Here is a 23,041-nt window from a genome sequence, read left to right on the forward strand (position 1 = left end):
AGGTGAGCTTTAAGAGAAAGCAAATAATGGGTTTGGGCCTAACTGTATTTTTTATGTTTATTCTAATGTTTGTCATTCTGTCTATGGTGAACGGAATGAAGGCAAACATGCTGGAAATTGTGGAGGATCGCTATTATAAGGTAAACCAGGCTACAGAGATCAGACAGCTTTTTTATCAGACAGATCAGCAGCTGCTGAGTGTGCTCACCGACATAGAATCGGCAGATCCCGCCATGACGGCTGAATTGATCGAGGCAAACCATGAAGGGATACAAACCCGGATTTTGAAATTGGAAAATGAATTAAATAGACAGAAATCCAGTCTGCTATTAAAGGAAGTAGAACAGGCATATGAATCATATGCCCAAATGCAAAACAGCTTCATTGGATTAATGGGAAGCAGAGATCTGGATTCCTTGGAAGATCTGTACAGGGATGAAAGGGAAAACCGGAACTCTCTTCTAGTAAAGCTGGCTGAATTTAAAGAATATCAGGAATCCATCATGGCTGATTCGCTGGAAAATGCAAATGAAACATATAGCCAGTTAGTAGCGACTTTGGTTGCTGCGGTTGCAATAGCCATTATTTTAATCGTCGGAGTTACGGTTTGGGTGATTAGAAGTACAGGCAGAAGCATCAGCTTAATTACAAAAGGGATTAAGGATATTGATTATCAAGACCTTTCTTCCATCTCAAGGCTGAATATTGAAACAAAAGATGAGATCGGTGAAATCGCGATAGCCTTTAACTCTATGGCTGATTCACTCGAGAACTATTACGAAAAAGAACAGCGCTATTCGGCTGAAATCAGTGAGCAGAACTGGATTCAAAGCCAGTCTGCTGCATTAGTAAGCATCTATAGCCAGCATGTGACCATAGCGAATTTGGCAGATGATTTTATTTCCAGGCTGGCACCTGCCGCCGGAGCCAATCTCGGAGTCTTTTACGTGAAAGATGACAGCGGAAGCAAACCTGTATATAAAAAACAAGCTGCTTATGCCGATGGGGCGGAAGATGCAGGAAGAGACTTTTTCTTTGCTGGGGAAGGAATAGCAGGGCAAACAGTCAGGGATAAGAAAACAATATTCCTCCATGATGTTCCTGAGGATTACAAGGTCCTATCAACCGGTTTGGGAGATGTCAGGCCGAAAAGCATCATGATGGCACCCGTCATGCTCAAAGACGAGGCCGTTGCAGTTGTGGAATTGGCAAGTTTGCGGCCATTCACTGATGCACAGATCAAGCTCCTGGAAAAAGTAATTGAAACATTAGGAATAGCCATTACGAATATTTCAGGAAGAATGGAGATCGAACGCTTATTGGCAGAATCTCAGGCACAGACAGAGGAACTGCAGGCACAGGCTGAAGAGCTGCAGTCCCAGTCGGAGGAGCTGCAGGCGCAATCTGAAGAAATGCAGAGTCAGTCCGAAGAGTTGCGTATGATTAATGAACAGCTTGAAGAGCGCTCCAGAGATGCGGAAATGAAGTCTGAAGAACTTCAGGCTGCCAAGGAAGAGCTGGAGGAAAAAGCAAAGCAGCTGAGTTTAAGCTCAAAATACAAGTCAGAATTCCTGGCAAATATGTCGCATGAGCTGCGCACGCCGCTTAACAGCATATTGCTTTTATCAGAGATGCTGGCAGAAGACCCGGATCAAATGCTAACTGAAGAACAGAAGGAGTTTTCCAAAGTTATTCATACATCAGGACAGGATTTGCTTACCCTGATCAATGATATTCTGGACCTTTCAAAAGTGGAAGTAGGAAAACTGGAGATCAGCTTTGAGGAAGTCAATATGGGTGAAATGTCGCAGCGTATGAATCAGCATTTTACACAAGTGGCAAAGCATAAAAACCTTGAGTTTACTGTAAGCTCTTCAGAAGAAGTGCCGCCTGTATTCCATACAGATGAGCAGCGGCTGCAGCAAATTGTGAAAAATCTCCTGTCAAATGCATTTAAATTTACGGAAGAAGGTTCAGTAGCAGTCACTTTTGAAAAAGCTGCACAGAGCGATTTCTTTGGTTTGCCGTTATCCGCCTATACAGATGATTGGCTTAAAATAACAGTGCTGGATACAGGCATTGGCATTCCAGCAGAAAAGCAGCAGCTGATTTTTGAAGCCTTCCAGCAGGCTGATGGAGCCACGATGAGAAAATATGGCGGAACGGGCCTGGGATTGTCCATCTCCAAGGAATTTGCCCAGCTGCTCGGCGGCATATGCAAAGTGGAGAGTGAAGAAGGAAAAGGAAGCCGTTTTACACTGGTCATTCCGAATCTGCCAAACGGCATGCCTGAAATTGAGGCAGGAACGCTTGCTTTTGAAGAAGCTGCTGTAACCGCAGAACCTCTGGAGGAAGTGTCTGAGCCAGCATCCCCCCCAGCCGCTGAAGGAAATAGTGAAGCAGACCATCAGCATACAGGTACCGAGCTTAAAGATAAAACAGTCATTGTCGTAGATGATGATCACAGAAATATTTATGCGCTGAAAAATGCTTTGAATAAAGAAGGCATGAATGTCCTTACAGCAGAAAACGGGATGCAATGTCTGGATTTAATAATGGGGACAGAAAAGATTGATATTGTGCTGATGGATATTATGATGCCGGTTATGGATGGTTATGAAACCATGAAGAGGCTTCGCGGGCTGGACAGGCATCAGGATGTTCCAATCATTGCCCTTACTGCCAAGGCAATGAAAGGCGATAGGGAAAAGTGCATGGAAGCCGGTGCAACAGATTATATCAGCAAGCCATTAAAACTGGACCAGCTGCTGTCCGTTATGAGGGTGTGGCTTTCATAGAAGGAACCAGGGGAGCGCCATTTCTAATGTACGGACAGACAGAGGAGCATTCCCCGTATCCATAATTTTATTCTCGAAAGTTGAGGAATGACTAGAATTGAAAAAGGAAGAATTAGAGATAGATTTACTTTTAAAGGCCATTTACGGTTTATCCGGGTATGATTTCCGGCAATATATGCGCTCTTCCATTACAAGGAGGATTCAAAATCGCATTAGCAGGGATCGGCTGCCCAGCATAACAAGCCTCACAGAGAAGGTTATACATGAAGATGGGTATCTGCAAAAGGTCCTGAGCGATTTTTCAATCAATGTTACCGAAATGTTCCGGGATCCTTCGTTTTTTAAAGCTTTTCGAAATGAGGTTGTCCCGATGCTCAGAGAATTGCCTGAGATCAGAATCTGGCATGCAGGCTGTTCGACTGGAGAGGAAGCCTATTCCATGTCTATTTTGATGGAAGAAGAGGGTTTGGGAGAACGAACTAAAATTTATGCCACAGACATCAATGAAAAAGTGCTAAAAAAAGCAGAGAGCGGAATGATCCCTTTGCAAAAAATGCAGCTCTACACAAAGAACTACATTATGGCAGGCGGAAAAAAATCATTTTCTGAATACTATACTACAGATTGTGAAGCAGCTTATTTGAATTCATCCCTGCTTAATCGAATGGTTTTTGCGCAGCATAATCTGGTGACCGATGGCTCATTTAATGAATTTCATGTGATTATATGCCGCAATGTCATGATTTATTTTAATACTGATCTGCAAAGCCATGTTTTTAATCTTTTCAATGAAAGCCTCAGCATGGGAGGGTTTCTGGGACTTGGAAGCAAGGAAGCGCTGAGGATGGAAGTGCCTGTATTTGAAGAAATCAACCTTCAGGAAAAGATTTTCAGGAAGACCGCTCCAGCATAAAAAAGCGGAAACGCCTTGCCCGCCCCCGACACCTCGAGGGGCAGGCGCAGGAGCTGGACAATACTCAAAGTTCAAAAGGAATCACATTTTTATCTTTTATATAAAGACAGAGTGCGGACCCTATTTGAGGGACTGCACTCTGTTTTTTTGCAAAAATATTATGTATACACACTAATCTGCCTGGACCAAAACAACACACATATCATCATCAGCGCTTGCCTGCTGCTGTTTAGTCAGAATCATATCGATTGGCTCTGCTGTTCTGGCTGCATTCCAATGGAAGGATGCGAAGCGCTGAAGATATTCACAAGGGTTAAGATTATTCTGCTCCACTGCCTCCTCCACTCCGTCCGTAAACAGGAGCAGCTGGATGGAGTCTATATAGGGAATTGTTTCTTTTTGTATCGTAATATCTTCAAAAAAGCCTACTGCACACATATTGCTTGATAAGCTGACCATTTCCTTTTTATCTGTGAGCGCATATCCGGTTGGATGTCCGGCATTCACATACTCAACGGTTTTGTCTTTTTTATTAAGGACGAGGTAAATGGCTGTAAAATAATATGGAATCCGCTGATTGCGCTGATTAAGGGAATTCATCCACCGATTTAGTTCCTTCATGACGTATTCAGGATCGCTGCATGTTCTGATGGCATCCCTTAGAACAGAAGAAATAAACATGCATACAAGGGATGCTGAAATCCCGTGGCCCATCATGTCCAGCTGGATGGCAGCAAAGCGGTGTTCATCTATTTGGTGCCAGTAATACATATCCCCTGCAAGTTTGTTGGCTGGCAGGTAGGAAGCTTTTAACAGTGTATGTTCATGATAAATCGGCTCGCTCAGCATGCTGGTCTGAACCTGCATGGATAAATCCAATTCATTCTTGATTTTATTTTCCTGCTCCTTATGCCAGTCCTTTTCATATTTAAGTCTTAAAGCAGCACGAATCCGGGCAAGCAGTTCCGTTTTATTTATGGGCTTCATAACATAATCAGTTCCGCCCGCATCAAGAGCCTCAGCTACCTTATTTGAATCTTCCAATGCAGTTACAAAAATCACCGGTATATCCTTTAAATGCGGAATCTGCTGAAGCCGCCGGCATGCCTCAATTCCATCCATCTCCGGCATCATAATATCCATTAAGATAATGTCTGCTTTTATATCAGCTGAAAAAGGTGAATATCCCTGAAGATGCTGAAACATATCCTTTGCAGAAGAAAACGTTAAATGGTCTTTATAACCCGCGCGTTTTAATATATGCTGAATGACAAATAAATTGGCTTGATTATCGTCCACAATTAGGATTCCCATAGACTTTTTCCCTTCCCGTGTTTTACGATTTAATTCTTTATATAAATATCCTTAACATATACCCCGTTTTGACAAGGGGAAAACCATAATATTAATAGTTTATTTGCTTTGGGCAATTTGGCAGAACGGCATAAAATAAACTTTATATTGTAAGCGTTTTCTTTTGTTTTTCTGAAATAATATTATAAAGTGATATAATCACACAAACTAGCTATATTAAATATATCTATATAACTTTGTGTATTTTTATGGTGAACATCTGTATTTTTAGGATAGAATTTCTCTTGATTTCTTTTCGGATAAGAGTAAAATAAAGATTAAATTTTCAGAGATTAGGAGATGTCAGGATGAAAGTCGTAAAGTTCGGAGGATCTTCTTTAGCATCCGGAAAGCAAATCGAAAAAGTTTTCAATATTGTAAATGCTGATCCAGAGCGGAAGATAATCGTCGTCTCGGCTCCTGGAAAGCGATTTTCAGCAGATAATAAGGTTACTGATTTATTAATCGCATGTGCGGAGAAACGGATTCAGGGGGAATCAGCAGATGACTTGGCTGAAGCTGTATTGGATCGGTATGGCCAAATAGCTGATGAATTGGAGCTGGGTCTGGACATTAAAGATATGATCAGGGAGGATCTTTTTACAAGGCTTTCAAGCGATACAGATGATCCTGAAGTTTTTATGGATCTGATCAAAGCGAGCGGCGAGGATAATAACGCTAAGCTTGTTGCAGCTTATTTTCAGCAGCAGGGAGTGGAAGCAAGGTATGTGAACCCGAAGGAAGCGGGATTGCTTGTAAGCCCGGAGCCCGGAAATGCACAGGTTCTTCCTGAGGCATATGAGAATCTATATTCCTTAAAGGAAAAGGACGGGATTATCATTTTTCCAGGTTTCTTTGGATACAGCAGGGATGGGCAGGTGTTCACATTTTCAAGGAGCGGATCGGATGTGACAGGTTCCATTTTGGCTGGAGCAGTCAAAGCGGACTTGTATGAAAACTTTACAGATGTGGATGCTGTTTATTCGGTAAATCCATTTATTGTGGAAAGTCCTAAAGAAATCAAAGAACTGACATACCGCGAAATGCGGGAGCTTTCCTATGCAGGTTTTACCGTCCTGCATGATGAAGCACTTGTGCCGGCATTCAGGGCTGGAATTCCTGTGCAGATTAAAAATACGAATAATCCATCTGCTCCTGGCACCAGGATTGTGAACGAGCGCGATAACACAAACGGACCTGTGATCGGGATTGCCAGTGATCAGGGATTCTGCAGCATATACGTCGGCAAATACTTAATGAACAGGGAAGTCGGCTTCGGAAGGAAGCTGCTGACCATTTTGGAAGAGTATGGCCTCAGCTATGAGCATACCCCGTCAGGAATTGATGACATCTCCATTATTCTTCGGGAAAACCAATTTACTGATGGTGTGGAGGAGGAAATTCTGAGCCGCATTCAATATGAGCTTCACGCGGATGAGGTGAAAATCCAGCATAGCCTGTCGCTTATCATGGTAGTTGGTGAGGGGATGCGCCAAAACATCGGAACAATGGCCCGCGCCTCCAAGGCCCTCGCTAAAGCGAAGGTAAATATGGAAATGATCAATCAGGGCTCATCTGAAGTGAGCATGATGTTTGGCGTACAGGCAGTGGATGAAAAACGCGCGGTACAGGCTCTATATAATGAGTTTTTTGCTGCGGTGGCAGCTGTGTGATCATTATCCGAAGGTAAATCTGCTCATACGAAAGTAAAATGGTTTATCCGAAGGTAAATCTGTTTATACGAAAGTAAAATGTTTTATCCGATAGTAAATAGGCTTTATATGCAAATAAATCAAACGTTTGATTGAAAAAGCTTGGGGCATTAGCCTCGAGCTTTATTTTTTGGAATGAAAAATCTTAAGATAATCAAAATAAGAAGGAAACTTTTTCAATCTGGAAGGAGAAAAGGATATGAAGAAAGTATTGATATTGGGAATAATGCTGCTGCTGCCGCTGAATATGCTAACAGCTCCAGGCAATGCGGCTGCACAGAAACCGTGTATCACCCAATCAGAGGTTAAATTTGGAAATGAATTCCGCAGGTTATGGGTCGACCATGTATTATGGACAAGCAATTACATTACAAGTGCCACAACTGCCGGAGCGGAGGATCAGAAGCAGGTTCTGGCAAGGCTTTTGAAAAACCAGGAGGATATCGGCAATTCGATAAAGCCTTATTATGGAGATGCTGCAGGTAATAAGCTTACAGAGCTGCTTAAGGAGCATATTGTTATTGCCGGAGATATTGTTGAAGCTGCCAAGAGCGGGCAAGGCGCAAAAGTGAATCAGCTGAACAAAATATGGCATCGCAATGCAGATGAGATTGCTGCTTTTCTAAGCGGAGCCAATCCTAATTTGCAAAATGAAGATGTAAAAAAATTGCTGTACACGCACCTCGAATTGGTGACGGATGATTTAACAGCGAGCCTGGTTAAGGATTGGGATGCAAGAATTGTTTCAATTGATGATGGATTGTCGCATATTATCATGATGGCAGATGCCATTTCAGATGCAGTTGTGAAGCAATTCCCGGACAAATTCAAAGGGTGAATACAAGAGGCTTCAGTACATGCTGGAGCTTCTATTATTTTTCCTTTGACAAAGCAGCCTGTCTCATTATAAGCTATTTAGCGTGCTAAATAATTTAATGTAAATTTTTCACATATAGAAGGAGGGGTATCCGCTATGTCTGGGGATCAAAAGAAAAAGATGGTCATACTAATGATCAATATGTTTATTGCGATCGGAAGCTTTGGGATTATTATTCCGATTTTGCCCGCTTATTTGGAATCCATTAATCAGGGTGGAACGGCAGCAGGCTTGATGATTGCCATTTTTGCGGGTGCCCAGCTGATTTTTTCACCCATTGCAGGGAAATGGGCTGACCAATACGGCCGCAGAAAGATGATTATTTACGGGTTAGCTGGTTTGACTTTATCCATGCTTGTCTTTTATGCAGTGGATTCCATATGGCTGCTATATTTTTCTCGTGTCATTGGAGGCGTTGGAGCAGCATTGCTGATTCCAGCTATTTTTGCCTACATTGCAGATATTACAACCATGGAGCAGCGTGCAAAAGGGAATGGCCTTGTCTCAGCTGCGATGTCACTTGGAATCGTGGTCGGACCTGGAATTGGCGGATTTTTGGCTGACTTCGGATTGAAAATGCCATTTCTGATTTCAGCGCTTGTATCTCTAGTTGCAGTTATTTTTTCAATTATGCTCCTCGAAGAGAGCAGCACATTGCAGACGGTGCCGGGAGAGATGCCTGAAGAGGAACCAATGGTCAAGAAGCTGGCAATGTCTGTTAAGAAGCCATATTTTATTCCGCTTGTTATCACATTGGTGATGAGCTTTGGACTAATGGCATATGAATCAGTGCTGGGGCTTTATCTTGATAATGAGTTTGCTGCTACTCCGCAGGAAATCGCCATTATGGTGACTTCAACGGGGGTTATTAGTGTTATTGTTCAGTTATTTGTAGTCGATCGGGTGGTTAATAAATTCGGAGAAGGAAAGGTATTGAATATCTTCTTGGCTGTTGCGGCGTCAGGTTTCCTTGTGTCGCTGTTTGCAGGAAGTTATGCACTATTCTTTTTCATTTCACTGATCATTTTCCTGGCCACTTCCATCCTGCGTCCGGTTTTAACCACGCTTATCTCAAAAATGGCTGGCAATGAGCAGGGATTTGCGATGGGGATGAATAATGCTTATATGAGCATTGGAAACGTACTTGGACCAACGATTGCCGGCGTACTTTACGATGTGCAGATAACCTATCCGTTTGTTCTCGGTCTGGCCCTATTGATCGTTACATTGTGTATCACGATTGCCTGGCAAAAAAAGGAACCAAAACCGAAAGCGGCTGTATAGAAAACGGCTTGGAGACATTGTCTTCAGGCTTTTTTTATTTGCCCTTTATTCTCAAATGATATTGAAAGAAAAATAGTTAGGTTATAATTGTGGCAATTTTGTGAAAGAAACGCAGTTCGATTGACACAGCCTAAATAATGTATTATTCTGAAAATAACAAAAATATTGAGCGAATGACGGCTGCGGGAGAGAGCATTTAGTAGCCACCGAAGGAGCAAGCTTCAAAAATACCCTTGAAGCCAATCTCTCAGGTAGACAGAACCGCAGTCGGACGCATCTCTGGAGAGCGCGCAGGAATCCTGCGACACCAAAGGGGTTAAACTCTCAGGTAAAAGGACAGAGAAGGGGGATGAAGAAGCCGCCTTTTTTCTGTCCTTTTTATATGGATGGCAGCTTCGGGAAATGCAGATGGAGGAATCTATATGAATAAAAATATCAATGCAAACAGGGCGACATTGCTGATATCTTGTCCTGAGCGGCCGGGCATAATCTCCACAGTCTCCAATTTCCTGCTGGAGCATAAGGCTAATATTGTCCATTTTGACCAGCATACAACCGATCCGCTGGCAGGCATATTCTTTATGCGGATTGAATTCGATATGAATCATTTTGATGAGTCCTTTTCAAAACTGAAAGAGGATCTGCCTGAAATGGCCAGGGAATACTCAATGGAGTGGAAGCTGAGCGGCAAAGGCGAGCGTAAGCGGATGGCTATTTTTGTTTCTAAGATGGATCACTGTCTGCTGGAGCTCCTATGGCGCTGGAAATCGAAGGAGCTTGAAGTGGATATTCCCTTGGTGATCAGCAATCATCCCGACATGAGGGAAGTGGTGGAGGGTTTCGGAATACCTTATCATCATATTCCGATTACACCTGACACTAAAGCTGAAGCTGAGCAAAAGTCGGTGGAGCTTCTGGAAGGAAAAGTGGATTTCATTGTGCTCGCGAGATATATGCAGATCCTTTCGCCTAGCTTTATTTCTAAATATCCAAACAGGATTATCAATATCCATCATAGCTTTCTGCCAGCCTTCGTGGGAGCCAATCCTTATGCACGGGCGTTTAACCGCGGAGTAAAGCTGATTGGGGCAACAGCTCATTATGTAACGAATGATTTGGATGAAGGCCCAATCATTGAACAGGATGTCCAGCGGGTTAATCACCGCCACACTGCACAGGATCTCAAAATTGCAGGACGGCATGTGGAAAGACAGGTCCTCGCTCAGGCAGTCGCCTGGCATGTGGAAGACAAAGTCATTGTGCATGGAAATAAGACGATTGTTTTTTAGGTGATAGACAGACACCATACTCTGTCAAAAAAAATAGATCCAGCATCCAGGAGATTACAGACATCATGAGAGAAGGTGAGCAGAAATGAAAAAGAAAAAATTATCAATGCTTGAAATGATTAAGGCAAATAAAGAAGAGCTTTTAAAAGATAGCCGGGAGCTTGAAAAAATTGAAAAGAAAATAGACGATAAATATGCAAAAGCGCAGTAAGAGAGTACACCCGGTCTGGGAGTAAAACAGGCCGGGTGTTTTTTTATGGAGCTGGGTTAAGAAGTGAAAATGGCGCGAGACTTATTGAGATTAGTGTCTGCGGAAGAGCAGGAAATGAACGAAGGGAGCTAATGAGGGAGAATAGCGTCTTTGAGGAGAGGCAAGAGGAGTGAAGGGAACTAATAAGGATGAATAGGGCCTTTGGGGAGAGATAAGCGGGAGTGAGGAGAACTGATAAGGATGAACATTGCCTTTGAGGAGAGGCAAGCGGGAGTGAAGGGAGATAATAAGAATGGGTAGTGCCCCAGAAGAAGATGAAAAGAGGACGAAGGAAACTAATGCAGATAGGTAGTTTCCCCTTGATAAAAGCATTAAAAACGCCCAGGGAGTCCCTGGGCGCCAGCTTCTTATTTTTGTCTAAAGAAATCTGTGAAAGCATGATACATTTCCATTCCCTGATAAAAGAACAGGCTGGAAGCTGTTAATGAAAATAAGCCAATCATTAAGAATCGAATCCACATTATTCGTTTCCTCCTTCAATTGTTTTGTTGGACAATTAAGGAGTGTGGATTACATAATTCGCCTCGTAGAAGATGGGGGTATAAAATATCTTTTTTCTGCGGGCGATGATGTGAAGGGCACTGTATACAAAAAGGATAATGGTTAGGTTTATGATGGCTATAGAAAGCATATCCTGTGTGAAGATATGTTTTTTAGGATCATCTTTTAATAGAAAGCTCTCGGTAAAGTCCGAAACCGTTACCGCTTTGCTTTGGTCCATTGGAATATCATTAAAATGGACACCAGGGTATTGGGTGATGAGGAAGGATAAAAATACAGACAGCATTAAAAGTGGCAGTAACTTCATTTTTTTCATTCCCTCACCCCTTTTCAAGATTATAACTATCATCATAAACACTATTTATAGATTAGTAAACTAAAAGATTTTGACAGGATTCGTTAATATTCTATGTATATATTGTAAAAATAGCTGGGACAAATGTTACAGGGGCACAAAGGGATTTTGGCTGCAAGTCTGGATTATAGGTTGAATGAATAACCTAATGCTTACAAAGTCCTGATAAAATAGGCAGAGGTATTGTCATTCTCCTTTACACATCTTCATATTGCTTTAAAAATAGCCTCTTATAATCAACTGTGAATCCAGATTGATTTAAGAGGTGAAGAAAAATGGGACATGAGAGATCGATTGATGATTTAATCAGGAAGTTTAATGAAGAGAACTTAAAGAGGGACATTGACCGCCGGAGCTTTCTATCTGGTGCAGGGAAAATTGCCGGTTTTTCGCTTGCGCTGGCTATGGCGCAATCATTAGGGGTGGGTAATCTAACGGTTGATGCAGCTCCTAAGTTCAGCAAATATCCTTTTACCCTCGGTGTGGCATCAGGAGATCCTCTTTCGGACAGTGTGGTTTTGTGGACAAGGCTTGCACCAGATCCGCTTAATGGAGGCGGGATGCCTCATCATGCTGTCCCAGTCAAATGGGAACTTGCTGCAGATGAACATTTCCGAAAAGTTGTTAAACGCGGGACAGAAATTGCAGTGCCGGATTTGGCGCATTCTGTGCATGTGGAGGCAGAAGGCTTAATGCCGGACACTGTCTATTATTATCGTTTTAAAAGCGGCAATGAATTAAGCCCAATTGGGAAAACAAAGACGCTTCCGGCTGCGGGTGCCAAAGTATCAGGGCTATCTTTTGCATTTGCTTCATGCCAGCAGTATGAACATGGATTTTTTACAGCCTATCAGCATATGGCAAAGGAAAATCTGGATCTTGTCATTCACCTTGGTGACTACATATATGAATATGGACCAAATGAATATATTTCACCAACAGGAAATGTCCGTCATCATAGCGGACAGGAAATTATCTCTCTCGAAGATTACCGGAATCGCCATGCCCAGTACAAAACGGATCCGCATCTGAGAGAAGCGCATGCTGCTTTCCCTTGGGTAGTCACTTGGGATGACCACGAAGTGGAAAATAACTATGCAGCTGGGATTCCGGAAAAAGGCCAGTCGGCAGAAGCATTTATTAAACGCCGTGCAGCTGCTTATCAGGCTTACTATGAGCACATGCCGCTCCGGTTATCTTCCATGCCAAATGGTGATGGTATGCAGCTGTATAGGGAATTCAGCTATGGCAACCTAGCGTCATTCCTTGTGCTTGACTCCCGGCAATATCGGGATGACCAGGCAAATGGTGATGGCAGCAAGCCGCATACTCCGGAGTCGCTTGATCCAACCCGCACTCTCCTTGGCAATGAACAGGAACAATGGGTGGAAAGCAATCTAGCCAGCTCCAATGCGCATTGGAATGTACTTGCACAGCAGGTGTTCTTTGCCCAGAGAAATTTTGGATCAATTGCTTCGCCGAAGTTCAGCATGGATGCATGGGATGGTTACCCTGCTGCCCGGCAGCGTCTGACAGATTTTGCTGTTTCAAACAATATCGGAAACCTAATCGTTCTGACTGGGGATGTCCATGCAAGCTGGGCTTCGAATATTCTAACAGACTATAATGATCCAAATGCAAAGCTGATTGGGGCTGAATTTGTCGGAACCTCTATCACATCAGGAGGAAACGGATCAGATGTGAGAGCGGATACGGAAAAGACGCTTGCAGAAAATCCGCATATTAAGTTCTTTAATAATTATAGAGGCTATGTCCGCTGCCGGGTAACACCAGAGCAATGGCGTGCAGATTATCGGGTTCTTCCTTTCGTAACAGAGCCTGGAGCGGATATTTCAACAAGAGCATCATTTATTTTTGAAAAAGATCAGGCTGGCTTGAAGCAGGTATCGGCATCTGCTGTACCTCAGGGGGCTGGAATCTCTTCTGAGGTGGAAGAAGATCGCCATCACGCTCATTCAAGGGCACATGAAAAGCAGCTTAAGAAAAAGCGAGAAAAGGTATTACATTAACGGGACGGTGAGAAGATGATTTCCAACATTGGCATTCCAGGCTTAATTCTCGTTCTTGTCATTGCGTTGATCATATTTGGGCCATCCAAGCTTCCTGAAATCGGGCGGGCATTTGGGCGGACCTTAACGGAGTTTAAAAGTGCGGCAAAGGATTTGGTATCAGATGAGGAAAAGAAGGAAGAGCAAAAGCCGGTACTTTCAGCCTTGAAAAAAGAAAAGTAGGAAATAAAAATACAGGCAAGCGAATTAGCCTGTATTTTTATTGCGAACAATATGTGAAATATTTCACATATTGTTCATTTTTGATTCATCCACTGGAATGAAAAGTATTATATATTAATACTGTACTTATATTGTTTACCTAAAATGCCATTAGGGAGGCACGATCATCATGAAAAAAATATTCCAGTTTTTATTAATAGCAGGATTGGTCATGACGCCTTTTTTTGCGAGCGCACATGTGAAATGGTTCACAAATGTGACACCTCAAAAGGAAACGATTGAAAATATATTATCACCTTTATTTTTGGGACTGGCACTGACAGCTGCGATTGTCCTTGCGATGCTGACATTGATTATCCCAAGGACAGCGCAATGGGACAAAGTTAAAAAGCTGGATGACTGGCTCTCAGGATTCCGCAAATATAGCAGGTATATCCTTAAGTATGGTACAGCCGCGGCATTAATAATACAGGTGACGAATGGAACATTATTTGCGCCTGAATTTTATTTAACCAATACGATTGCAATGATTCTAACTTGGGCAGCAATTGGCTTTCTGCTTATTCCGCATCACATCTCTACAAAGGCCGGAGCCGTTATTTTATTGGGGCTATTTGTGTACGTTACCCTTCTGAATGGCATTTTCCATATGCTTGATTATGGATATTATGTTGCCATTATTGGAGTCTTGCTGGTCGGCAGCACAAAGCTTGAGCAGGTTGGATTTCCATTCCTTTATTTAGGCACAGGTTTATCTTTATGCTGGGTGGCTGTTGAAAAATGGGTATATCCAAGCATGTCTCTTGATATTGTAGCCAATCACGGAGTTCCCACATTCGGCTTTGCCCCGGCTGCATTCGTTGTTATGGCTGCATTCATTGAGTTTGTTGTCGGTTACCTTCTAGTGGTAGGGATCCTTAACCGGGGAGTTGGCTTTGTGGTTACGGTTATTTTTATTACAACCACGATGCTGTTTGGAATGACAGAAGTAATCGGCCATTTTATGATCCATATTGTCCTGATTATCTTCATCATTGAAGGGGTGTCTTTTTATAACCCGCCTATTAAGCTTCATAAAACCAGGGCAGATCAATTTGTGTTTGTTTTCCTGAACTTTATTTTCGTCCTTGCGACATTCATTCTGATTTATTACCGATTTGCATAAGGGTTGACACCTTAAGAAAAATAGAATATGATTAACGTATAGTTGAATAGTTTCTCCTAAAGGGGAGTAGCTTTTACAGCAGAGTCGTCATTTCGGAGTTTAGAGCTCCCGGCTTTGTTGGCAACCTTAACGTTGTTAGCAAGACCTTTGCCTGTTTCGGGTAAAGGTCTTTTTGTTTTTTTAAACCTTTACCGCTTGCTGGTAGAGGTTTTTTTATTGCCTGATATAGCTTGGCAATGGAAATCCTCAATCGACATAACTGCAGGGAAACAGTGCGAAGCTTTCAATACTTAAAAAATAGAAGGAAAGGAGACCAAGATGAAAAAAGCTAGAGTATCATTTGCAGAATTAATTAAGAAAAACAAAGAAGAGCTGCTGAGAGATCAAGAATTGCTGGCTAAAATTGAAAAACGTGTAGACGAAAAATATACAAAGGTGAAATAAGGGAGGGTGTTTAGATGGAATTATCACTAATACTTGAGTATGGATGGGTATTGCTGCTGCTTGTGGCGCTGGAGGGTTTATTGGCTGCTGATAACGCGCTGGTGCTGGCGATTATGGTTAAGCATCTTCCGGAGGAGCAGAGGAAGAAGGCTTTATTTTACGGGTTAGCTGGAGCGTTTGTTTTCCGCTTTGGATCGTTATTTGCGATTTCATATCTAGTAGATGTATGGCAGGTTCAAGCCATTGGAGCGCTATACCTTCTGTTTATCGCGGCTAATCATATATTAAGAAAATTCCTTGTAAAAAAAGGCGAGGAAGAAGCAGGAGTAACGAAAGAAAAGAAACAATCTGGTTTTTGGCTGACAGTATTTAAGGTTGAGCTGGCTGATATTGCATTCGCTGTAGATTCCATTCTGGCAGCGGTCGCTCTGGCCGTGGCCCTTCCGGATTCAGGACTTGGCCATATAGGCGGACTTGACGGCGGAAAGTTCTTTGTCATCTTTGCCGGGGGTATGATCGGATTGATCATTATGCGTTTTGCTGCAAACCTCTTTGTGGATCTGCTTCACAGGAGACCTGGACTTGAGGTTGCAGCATTTGGTATTGTCGGCTGGGTTGGTGTCAAACTGGCTGTCTATACAATGTCCCATCCGGCGCTGGCGATCCTGCCTGAAGGATTTGCCAAATCGACCGAATGGAAAACTACTTTCTATGTAGTCTTAATTGGAATAGCATTAGCTGGATGGTTTCTTTCCAAGGAAAAACAGGAAGTGCCGGCTGAAGAAAAAGCAAGCTAAATCAAACAGGGCGGAGTATACCCGCCCTGTTTTTTATGTGGAGGATCATTCAATCAAATGTTTGATTGAATACCCATGAGCCCGGGTCTGGCCTGCCATTCAGCTTTCAGGATGCTCATTTCTATCAAGTTCCAATATTTATTTCTAACTTTATTGGTCTGCCTAAGAAGTCCCTCTTTTTGGAACCCTGCCTGCTCGTAAATCTTAATAGCAGGCAAATTAAAATCAAAAACCCCAAGGCTGATTCTATTTAATCTCAGCTCTTGAAAGGCTAAGTTCAGGATTTGATGAATCATTTCTGAAGCATACCCTTTCCCCCGTGCTGTGGGGCTGATGAAAACCTTGCCAATCCTCGCAGTTTCGTTGACACGGTCAACTCTGCCAAGGGAAATATGACCGACGATTTCATCGTTTGCCAAAACTTTGCAGATATATTCCGAGCTGGTTTCCAGATTTGCAGAGCTTATATACTTAGCAAGCTGCTCATGATTAAGGGGGAATTTGAAATGGGCACCGCTCCACTGAACCATTAATTCCGGTGTACTGATCCAGCTGATGAGCAAATCGAAATCTTTTTCTGTAAAAGGTTCTAATCTTATCATGGGAATCTCCTTCTTATTAATCATCTGAATTCGCAGTTTTTCAACCTTTTTCCCTTTTATCAGCCTAGTTTGTAAATTGCGGCTTGAGGCTTTTTCTTTATTGGCCTTTATGCAGCACGTTGCATGCGCTAAGCAGATTGCCATCCGGATCCTTAAAGCCAAATCCTCCAAAGCCATGTTCCTCATTAATATTAAGCGGACCAACTTCAATGTTTTTCACCTGCAGCCAATGATGGAACTCTTCTAAGGATTGTGTATAGAAATCAATGATGCTGTGTTCGACACCATTATGGGAATTGGAAAAAGATAATGACTTTCTGTCTTCGGTTTCTACCAGGAAGATTGTTGGAACACCCTTTGCTTGAAAGCTTAGCATAGCATTTTTCTCACCTTTGAATTCAACTTTAACACCCAGAACCTCTACATAAAATGCTACTGACCGCTCCAAGTTTGAAACTGGTATCTCAACAGTAGCAATATGTGAAATAAACATTTGGACCCTCCTTTTATATCGAGTTTTTTACCTATTTTACAGAGTGCAGGAAAAATCCTGCTAAATATGCGTGAAATGCAAGTAATGAGTACATATTAATTTAAAGAACCATAAGGAAGGAGCAAATGAGTTGTCTGGAAAAGATGAGCAAAATAAGAAACAGACACAAGGCCCAAAAGAAGAGAGGGAACTTGTCAATGAGTTTGGAAAGTATAAAGGGGATCAGCCGGTTCCGCAGCCTAAGGATTATGATGAGATAGAGTATTAAAAAAGCAGGATAAGTCCTGCTTTTTTAATATTTAAGTCTCTGGCCTTAGCTTATTTTAATGCTAAGGGAGCTTAATCCTCTTTGTATTCTCTTCTAAACTATAGTTAAGAAAAGCAAGAAGGGGAAAATGTATGAATGGAAAAATTGAAGTTAGTTTTCATGGACTTATCATTTTATTAGCATTGTATATATTGTTTAATTATATGCCGACACTTTTGCCGGCTTATAAATGGGGTATTATTGCAGGCATGGCTGCCATATTAGTGATGGATTTTTACTTTTTTGCTGCAGGCAAGTTATCCCGATTGAAATACAGCAGACTGGCACTTATTTATATGTTCTGTCTGCTGTTAATAGTTTTTATGACCTTTTATTTAACAAAAATACTTGTTTTGACTGATGCCTATGGGCTCGAGAGAATGCTGAGGGAATATGAAGCGGAGGGCAAGCTCATCTTTTTCCTGGTTTGCTTTTTACAGCCTATTCTGTTGCCGCTTCCTGAAGCCGTAACACTGCCTGCCGGAAGTGCCGTATTCGGTCCCGCAGCCGCTGCCTTTCTTGGATTCACAGGTACACTTTCGGGGATTATTGTTATGTTCTTGACTGCAAGGATAGGAGGATTAAAGCTTGTATCCCGGTTTATAAAAGAGCGGCATCTGATCAAATACCAAAAATACATGGAGAAAAATGAAAACACCATACTAATGCTGATGTTTGTTATTCCGATATTGCCGGATGAGATCATTTGTGTTGGAGCAGGAATGGGTGGTGTTTCATTTAAAAAGTTCCTGGGAATTGCGTCTATTTCCAAAATGTTAACTTCCTTGCTGCTGGCTTACTCGCTTTCATTGGCCAATGCCTTATCTTTATCTGGCTCACAGCTTTTATTAGTCGTTTCGGTTGTGATAGGGGTATTTTACAGTGTATCCCACTTGTATAAAAAGAAGAAGGATAGAAACTATTAGGACTGTCTTTAACCTTTAATGGTTCCTCCTATCGCTGTCAGCGAAACTATTCAGGCAACGATAGGATTAATCACTTTAGATAGATGCGAAGATTCCCGATGCTTTGGCGACCAGCTGATCCTGGTCGTTATAAATCAGGCAGTCTGTGTGGTTGAGGGTGCGCCCCCTCTTCACAAGGTGAGCATTGGCGATAAGAAATTCACCTGTCGCCCCCATTAGGAAAGTGACCTTTAAATCAGCTGTCACCACGGATTGCATCTGGTTTTCATCCGGCTCGAAAATATTCCCCATCGCTACATCCGCAAGAGTGGAAATGATGCCTCCATGAACCAGCCCCGCGCTGTTAATAAAGAGCGGCTGAATTGGCAAAGTCACTTTCATATTGCTTTCACTGACTCTTTCGTAATGGAATTTCAGAAATTCATCAAAAGGCTGTTTGATTAACATTTTGTACACTCCAATTTCATTAAGGTTAAAATGTTTATTCATGATTTTTTGTGAAATCCCTGCTTATTGCGGCTAATTTGTATAGGAAAGGCTGTAACTGCGAATTTATGATTTTATTAGATGGTTTCATAAAATCTGAAAAAGTGTTATTATTTTCAATAAATTCAAAAAAGGCAGGGCTGGAATATGGCAAAAGTAGAGAATATTAGTTTCGCAGAAAACTTTCCTATTTCATTTAAGGAACTGGAAGAAGAAGCAGAGAAAGTGATGGGAGCTGGCGGATTTGGCTATGTCCAATCAGGAGCCGGGGGAGAAGAAACGCTGAAAAAGAATATCGAATCCTTTGCAAAATACTCAATTGTACCGAGGATGCTTAGAGATGTATCAGTGCCGGATATAAGTGTGAATTTATTTGGAAAAACGTATCCCTATCCAGTATTCCTTGCACCTATAGGAATGCAGCGTCTTGAACACAGTGAGGGAGAGCTTGCATCTGCCCGGGCGGCAGCTTCGTTTGGAATTCCTTTTATCCAGAGCACGGTATCCAGTTATTCCATTGAAGAAATCGCAAATGCAACAGGCACGAGTCCAAAATGGTTCCAATTATATTGGTCCAATTATGAAGATACTGCGTTCAGTATGGTGCGCCGGGCGGAGGAATCAGGCTATGAAGCAATTGTGTTAACAGTAGATACGGTGATGATGGGGTGGAGGGAAGCTGATCTAAGAAACAATTTTTCACCGTTAAAGCTTGGCTATGGAAAAGCAAACTATGAGAGTGACCCGGTCTTTATGGCCACTCTCCATGACGGTGATGTAGTTCAGGGAATCCTTGATAATATCCATCATCCAACCTTGAGCTGGGAGCATATTGCTAGGTTAAAAGAGAAAACAAATCTGCCGATTCTATTAAAGGGTATTCTCCATCCCGAAGATGCCAGGCTGGCCGTTGAAAAAGGGATAGACGGAATCATAGTCTCCAATCATGGCGGCAGGCAGCTTGATGGAGTGATTGCGGCGATTGATGCGCTTGGACCGGTTGTGAAGGAAGTCAAAGGAAGAATTCCAGTATTGTTTGACAGCGGCATTCGCCGCGGTTCCGATGTGGTCAAAGCACTGGCATTAGGAGCCGACGCAGTTTGCCTGGGAAGGCCGTATGTGTACGGTTTGGCCATTGGCGGGCAGAATGGAGTTGAAAAAGTACTTGCCAACTTTATTGAAGAAACAAAAGTGTCACTTTCTCTGGCAGGAGTCGGGAGTCTAAAGGAAATGGCAAGTCTGAAGCTACTTCGATAGTTTCTCAGCAGAAATCGAAGAGCGCTTAATACATTGATTGCACCAAGAAAAGTATATAAGCAAAAAGATTGATGACAGTGCCGGAATAATTTGTTAAGCTTGAGATAGCTTATCAAACTAAATATCTATGCAGCTACTAGGGGTGCCCCGAATGTGTGGGCTGAGAGGAAAGCGCGTTATAGCTTTCTGACTCTTATGGACCTGATCTGGTTAATGCCAGCGGAGGGAAGTAGGATTTGACTATATGTCAATTCATATACTTAAACCAAGCCAGGTCCTTATGGGAATCTGGCTTTTTTGTATACATACTTCCCATCCTGATAAGCAATCAGGCGGCCCTTTAGAAAGGAGGTTTAGATGAACAGAACCCGATTGTTAACTACGATGGCTTTATTTGTAGCAATTGGGACACTGGGATCCCATTTGCTCTGGTTTCCGGCAGGCATAGCCAAGGCCTATCCGGTGCAGCATGCGGTGAATGTATTGGCAGCGGTGACGCTTGGCCCCCTGCCTGCAGCAGCTGTGGCATTTATGATTGGCCTGCTTCGTAATTTGCTTGGATTCGGGACGCTGCTTGCGTTTCCAGGCGGCATGATCGGAGCGTTTTTGGCAGGTGTGCTTTATTTGAAGTTCGGCCGGAAAATATGGGCTGCTGTAGGAGAAGTGGTAGGTACCGGCATAATCGGTGCATTGTTTGCAGTCCCTTTTGCAAAGGTTCTCATGGGAAGCGCAGCTGGGGCATTCTTCTTTGTGCCGCCATTCCTGGTCAGCAGTATTGCCGGTGCGGCCATAGGCTGGATGGTTTTGGCAAAGGTTAAAGAGAAGAATCTGGTTCAGAATATGTGATGATTTTGAGCTGGCGAAGCTAGATGAGTAAGCAGCATAGTAAAGAAATCTGACTTAATGAGCGATTTTCAAGAGTTATAAGCGAAATCCCAAATTTATGAGAGAAAAACGTCAAGTTAGAAAGTCGGTAAAAAACAATTAAAATGTTAGAAAACTGCTAGGGGCGCTACGGCTGAGATAAGGAGCTTTTCCTTTGTCCCTTGGAACCTGATCTGGATAATGCCAGCGCAGGGAAGCAGTGAGGACCTCGTTTTATATCCTCATGCTTTTTCCCCGGCAGCTTCTGTAATTAATAAGGAGGCTATTTTTTATGACTTTTTCAGAGATTCTGCGCAAGGAAAATGAAGATTTGTTTCAGCTGATATTTGAGCACCCATTTGTCCAGGGGATCGGGAGAGGGGACGTGCCGAAAGAGGCACTGGCCCATTACATTAAAGCGGACTTTGAGTATCTGAATGCGTTCATGCATATTTATGGGATTGCCATTTCAAAGTCAGCAGAGCGTAAGGATATTGCATATTTTAATCAGCAAATAGAATTTGTATTGAACAGCGAAGTACATCCCCACCATAATTTTTGCCAGCAGATTGGCGTGGATTACGAAGCATTGCAGGGCTATCCGCTCCCTCCAACAGCTGATCATTATGTTAAGCATATGATGTATCATGCCCACACAGGCGGCATGGGTGAAATCCTTGCTGCATTATTGCCTTGTCCATGGACTTATTGGGAGATTGGGCTTGAACTCATGAAGCAATATGAGCCAGATGAGAACCATCCGTTTTATCCATGGATCTCTTTTTACGCAAATTTAAGGGTCGAAGCTGTGACCATGAATATGAGAAACCGTTTGGATGAGCTTGCTGATGCGGCATCACCGGAAGAAAGGCAGCGAATGAAGGATGCTTTCCGAAAAAGCTGCCAGCTGGAGCTTGGCTTCTGGGAGATGGCTTACACCTGCGAAGAGTGGCCGGCAGGCAATCCTGCAGCAGTAAGATAAGAAAAGCGCAAGCGCCTCGCTCAAAAAGGAACGCAGGCTAAGAGCGCAACGTCCTCCCAAAAGCTACCGCTTTCGGTCGTGCGATGTATCGCTGCCGTAGCTTTCCTTGTCCTGTGGCAACGTCTGCATGACCCACATCCTCCCATAATCTGCCGCTTTTGGTCGTGCGATGATTATGCTGCCGAAGCCTTCCTTGTCCTGCGGGCCTCAGGGATAAGACGGTTCCTTATGGCCCCGGGTTCCTAGGAGCCGGAGCTAGACAAGCTTGTGACCTCAAGGGGGGGGGCTGCTTGCGCTAGACAGTTATCGAAGTTCAAAATTTTATACTTTCGTATTTAATAAGAAAAACGCCTGCATCTGCTTTATGGCAGTGCAGGCGTTTTTTCAAAATCCCATCTGTAATGAGCGGTAATAGGAGTCTTAAAAGAAGAGAGTTTTACTTCTGCTGCAAATGGTGTGGAGTTATGTATGACATATGGAATGCCATCTTTCGTCCGTTTGTCAGATATGATGGCAACATGGTCGAATTTAGGAGAAAGGAAAACCACAATGTCACCCGGCTGCCATTGCTGAAGGTTCTTAATATCTCCTGGAATCAGTTCTGTTGTTAATGACTTTGCGAAGCGGCTAAAAAAGACATTCTGGTTTGGCACCCTCCTGAAATCAATGTTTGGATCCGGATTGCCCTTCACTCTTGAATACAAGTCCGTATTCTCGGCGATATCCTGATCAATAAGATCCTTTATAGTTACATCCGCCCCCTGGAAACCCCTCCAAACCACATCTGTACAGACACCTTCACCATCGGGCGGATATCCTCCCGCATAGTAGGCACTTTTATATGGCGTGCGCTGTTCCACTTCTTTTCTGGCTGTCAGGACCATATCAAGCGGATCGGCAATGCCGTTTTGATTAGAATCGGCCTTTGAATAAGCAGCAGGCACTTCCATTTTCTTAGCCAAAGGATTTTCAAAATGAATGCCGATGGAATCCAGAATGATTCCGCTTCGGAAAAAAAGAATGAATAATAACAGTACTGCGATAATGGAAGCAAACACTTTTTTTATCATAAAAGTCTCCTCATGTATTTTAATGATTAGACGGCATTATTTT

General features: G+C 42.8%; 24 protein-coding genes and 3 riboswitches. Of the genes, 18 read left to right on the forward strand and 6 right to left on the reverse strand.

What is annotated here, in order from left to right; genetic code table 11:
- The first annotated feature begins 2 nt into the window (after positions 1-2).
- The gene (locus NR125_RS17865; protein ID WP_009335922.1) at positions 3-2,798 is read left to right on the forward strand and encodes an ATP-binding protein; all 2,796 of its coding nucleotides are present in this window, start codon (positions 3-5) and stop codon (positions 2,796-2,798) included.
- A 97-nt stretch (positions 2,799-2,895) separates the two neighbouring features.
- Entirely contained in the window at positions 2,896-3,711 is an 816-nt protein-coding gene (locus NR125_RS17870) for a CheR family methyltransferase (protein ID WP_009335921.1), read from the forward strand.
- Between the two features lie 171 nt (positions 3,712-3,882).
- Here the strand turns inward: NR125_RS17870 and NR125_RS17875 are convergent, their stop codons facing one another.
- Positions 3,883-5,025 (reverse strand): PP2C family protein-serine/threonine phosphatase, encoded by a 1,143-nt coding sequence (locus NR125_RS17875; protein WP_009335920.1) that lies wholly within the window; start codon positions 5,023-5,025, stop codon positions 3,883-3,885.
- 347 nt (positions 5,026-5,372) lie between these two features.
- Here NR125_RS17875 and NR125_RS17880 point away from each other — a divergent pair, with 347 nt between their 5' ends.
- The 5 genes from NR125_RS17880 (at position 5,373) to NR125_RS17900 (ending at position 10,437) form a co-directional block, all read left to right on the forward strand.
- Entirely contained in the window at positions 5,373-6,737 is a 1,365-nt protein-coding gene (locus NR125_RS17880) for an aspartate kinase (RefSeq protein WP_009335919.1), read from the forward strand.
- Between the two features lie 238 nt (positions 6,738-6,975).
- On the forward strand, positions 6,976-7,614 hold the full coding sequence (locus tag NR125_RS17885; protein WP_009335918.1) for a hypothetical protein: 639 nt from the start codon (positions 6,976-6,978) through the stop codon (positions 7,612-7,614).
- Positions 7,615-7,749: 135 nt separating this feature from the next.
- A complete protein-coding gene (locus NR125_RS17890) occupies positions 7,750-8,937 on the forward strand; it encodes an MFS transporter (protein ID WP_009335917.1) in 1,188 nt (395 codons plus the stop codon).
- A 173-nt stretch (positions 8,938-9,110) separates the two neighbouring features.
- Positions 9,111-9,211, forward strand: a riboswitch (glycine riboswitch).
- 148 nt (positions 9,212-9,359) lie between these two features.
- Positions 9,360-10,226: a formyltetrahydrofolate deformylase gene (purU, locus tag NR125_RS17895; RefSeq protein WP_019380091.1), complete on the forward strand. Its 867-nt coding sequence runs from the start codon at positions 9,360-9,362 to the stop codon at positions 10,224-10,226.
- An 85-nt stretch (positions 10,227-10,311) separates the two neighbouring features.
- Positions 10,312-10,437 carry an FbpB family small basic protein gene (locus NR125_RS17900; protein ID WP_019380090.1) on the forward strand — a complete coding sequence of 42 codons (126 nt, stop codon included), beginning with the start codon at positions 10,312-10,314 and terminating at the stop codon, positions 10,435-10,437.
- Positions 10,438-10,993: 556 nt separating this feature from the next.
- On the opposite strand, the gene NR125_RS17905 is transcribed toward NR125_RS17900, so the two are convergent.
- Entirely contained in the window at positions 10,994-11,305 is a 312-nt protein-coding gene (locus NR125_RS17905; protein WP_256815857.1) for a hypothetical protein, read from the reverse strand.
- A gap of 323 nt (positions 11,306-11,628) precedes the next feature.
- Here NR125_RS17905 and NR125_RS17910 point away from each other — a divergent pair, with 323 nt between their 5' ends.
- The 6 genes from NR125_RS17910 (at position 11,629) to NR125_RS17935 (ending at position 16,011) form a co-directional block, all read left to right on the forward strand.
- Positions 11,629-13,383, forward strand: coding sequence for an alkaline phosphatase D family protein (locus tag NR125_RS17910; RefSeq protein WP_009335914.1), 1,755 nt, complete (start codon positions 11,629-11,631; stop codon positions 13,381-13,383).
- A 15-nt stretch (positions 13,384-13,398) separates the two neighbouring features.
- Entirely contained in the window at positions 13,399-13,605 is a 207-nt protein-coding gene (locus NR125_RS17915) for a twin-arginine translocase TatA/TatE family subunit (protein WP_009335913.1), read from the forward strand.
- Positions 13,606-13,774: 169 nt separating this feature from the next.
- Complete coding sequence (locus NR125_RS17920) at positions 13,775-14,770, forward strand: hypothetical protein (protein ID WP_009335912.1); 996 nt, start codon at positions 13,775-13,777, stop codon at positions 14,768-14,770.
- 114 nt (positions 14,771-14,884) lie between these two features.
- Positions 14,885-15,064 carry a hypothetical protein gene (locus NR125_RS17925; RefSeq protein WP_256815858.1) on the forward strand — a complete coding sequence of 60 codons (180 nt, stop codon included), beginning with the start codon at positions 14,885-14,887 and terminating at the stop codon, positions 15,062-15,064.
- 24 nt (positions 15,065-15,088) lie between these two features.
- A complete protein-coding gene (locus NR125_RS17930) occupies positions 15,089-15,214 on the forward strand; it encodes an FbpB family small basic protein (protein WP_019380085.1) in 126 nt (41 codons plus the stop codon).
- A gap of 14 nt (positions 15,215-15,228) precedes the next feature.
- Positions 15,229-16,011, forward strand: coding sequence for a TerC family protein (locus NR125_RS17935; RefSeq protein WP_009335911.1), 783 nt, complete (start codon positions 15,229-15,231; stop codon positions 16,009-16,011).
- 53 nt (positions 16,012-16,064) lie between these two features.
- Here NR125_RS17935 and NR125_RS17940 read toward each other — a convergent pair whose 3' ends face one another.
- Positions 16,065-16,613: a GNAT family N-acetyltransferase gene (locus tag NR125_RS17940; protein WP_034297751.1), complete on the reverse strand. Its 549-nt coding sequence runs from the start codon at positions 16,611-16,613 to the stop codon at positions 16,065-16,067.
- 97 nt (positions 16,614-16,710) lie between these two features.
- Positions 16,711-17,106 carry a VOC family protein gene (locus NR125_RS17945; RefSeq protein ID WP_009335909.1) on the reverse strand — a complete coding sequence of 132 codons (396 nt, stop codon included), beginning with the start codon at positions 17,104-17,106 and terminating at the stop codon, positions 16,711-16,713.
- Positions 17,107-17,236: 130 nt separating this feature from the next.
- Here NR125_RS17945 and NR125_RS17950 point away from each other — a divergent pair, with 130 nt between their 5' ends.
- Positions 17,237-17,374 (forward strand): hypothetical protein, encoded by a 138-nt coding sequence (locus tag NR125_RS17950; RefSeq protein ID WP_019380083.1) that lies wholly within the window; start codon positions 17,237-17,239, stop codon positions 17,372-17,374.
- A gap of 131 nt (positions 17,375-17,505) precedes the next feature.
- Complete coding sequence (locus NR125_RS17955; RefSeq protein ID WP_009335908.1) at positions 17,506-18,339, forward strand: TVP38/TMEM64 family protein; 834 nt, start codon at positions 17,506-17,508, stop codon at positions 18,337-18,339.
- Positions 18,340-18,414: 75 nt separating this feature from the next.
- Here NR125_RS17955 and NR125_RS17960 read toward each other — a convergent pair whose 3' ends face one another.
- Complete coding sequence (locus tag NR125_RS17960) at positions 18,415-18,786, reverse strand: PaaI family thioesterase (RefSeq protein ID WP_019380081.1); 372 nt, start codon at positions 18,784-18,786, stop codon at positions 18,415-18,417.
- 186 nt (positions 18,787-18,972) lie between these two features.
- On the opposite strand from NR125_RS17960, the gene NR125_RS17965 reads away from it, so the two are divergent.
- From NR125_RS17965 to tenA, 3 genes are all read left to right on the forward strand, one after another.
- A complete protein-coding gene (locus NR125_RS17965; RefSeq protein ID WP_009335906.1) occupies positions 18,973-20,082 on the forward strand; it encodes an alpha-hydroxy-acid oxidizing protein in 1,110 nt (369 codons plus the stop codon).
- A gap of 128 nt (positions 20,083-20,210) precedes the next feature.
- Positions 20,211-20,327: riboswitch (TPP riboswitch) on the forward strand.
- A 112-nt stretch (positions 20,328-20,439) separates the two neighbouring features.
- Positions 20,440-20,928, forward strand: a complete 489-nt coding sequence (gene thiW, locus NR125_RS17970) for an energy coupling factor transporter S component ThiW (protein ID WP_009335905.1) — start codon at positions 20,440-20,442, stop codon at positions 20,926-20,928.
- A 149-nt stretch (positions 20,929-21,077) separates the two neighbouring features.
- A riboswitch (TPP riboswitch) is annotated at positions 21,078-21,179 on the forward strand.
- Positions 21,180-21,238: 59 nt separating this feature from the next.
- A complete protein-coding gene (gene tenA / locus NR125_RS17975) occupies positions 21,239-21,928 on the forward strand; it encodes a thiaminase II (protein ID WP_009335904.1) in 690 nt (229 codons plus the stop codon).
- Positions 21,929-22,290: 362 nt separating this feature from the next.
- On the opposite strand, the gene NR125_RS17980 is transcribed toward tenA, so the two are convergent.
- Positions 22,291-22,998 (reverse strand): DUF1287 domain-containing protein, encoded by a 708-nt coding sequence (locus tag NR125_RS17980; protein ID WP_009335903.1) that lies wholly within the window; start codon positions 22,996-22,998, stop codon positions 22,291-22,293.
- Positions 22,999-23,041: the final 43 nt, after the last annotated feature.

The organism is Cytobacillus sp. Bac17, from assembly GCF_024519925.1.
Lineage (GTDB): Bacteria > Bacillota > Bacilli > Bacillales > Cytobacillaceae > Cytobacillus > Cytobacillus pseudoceanisediminis.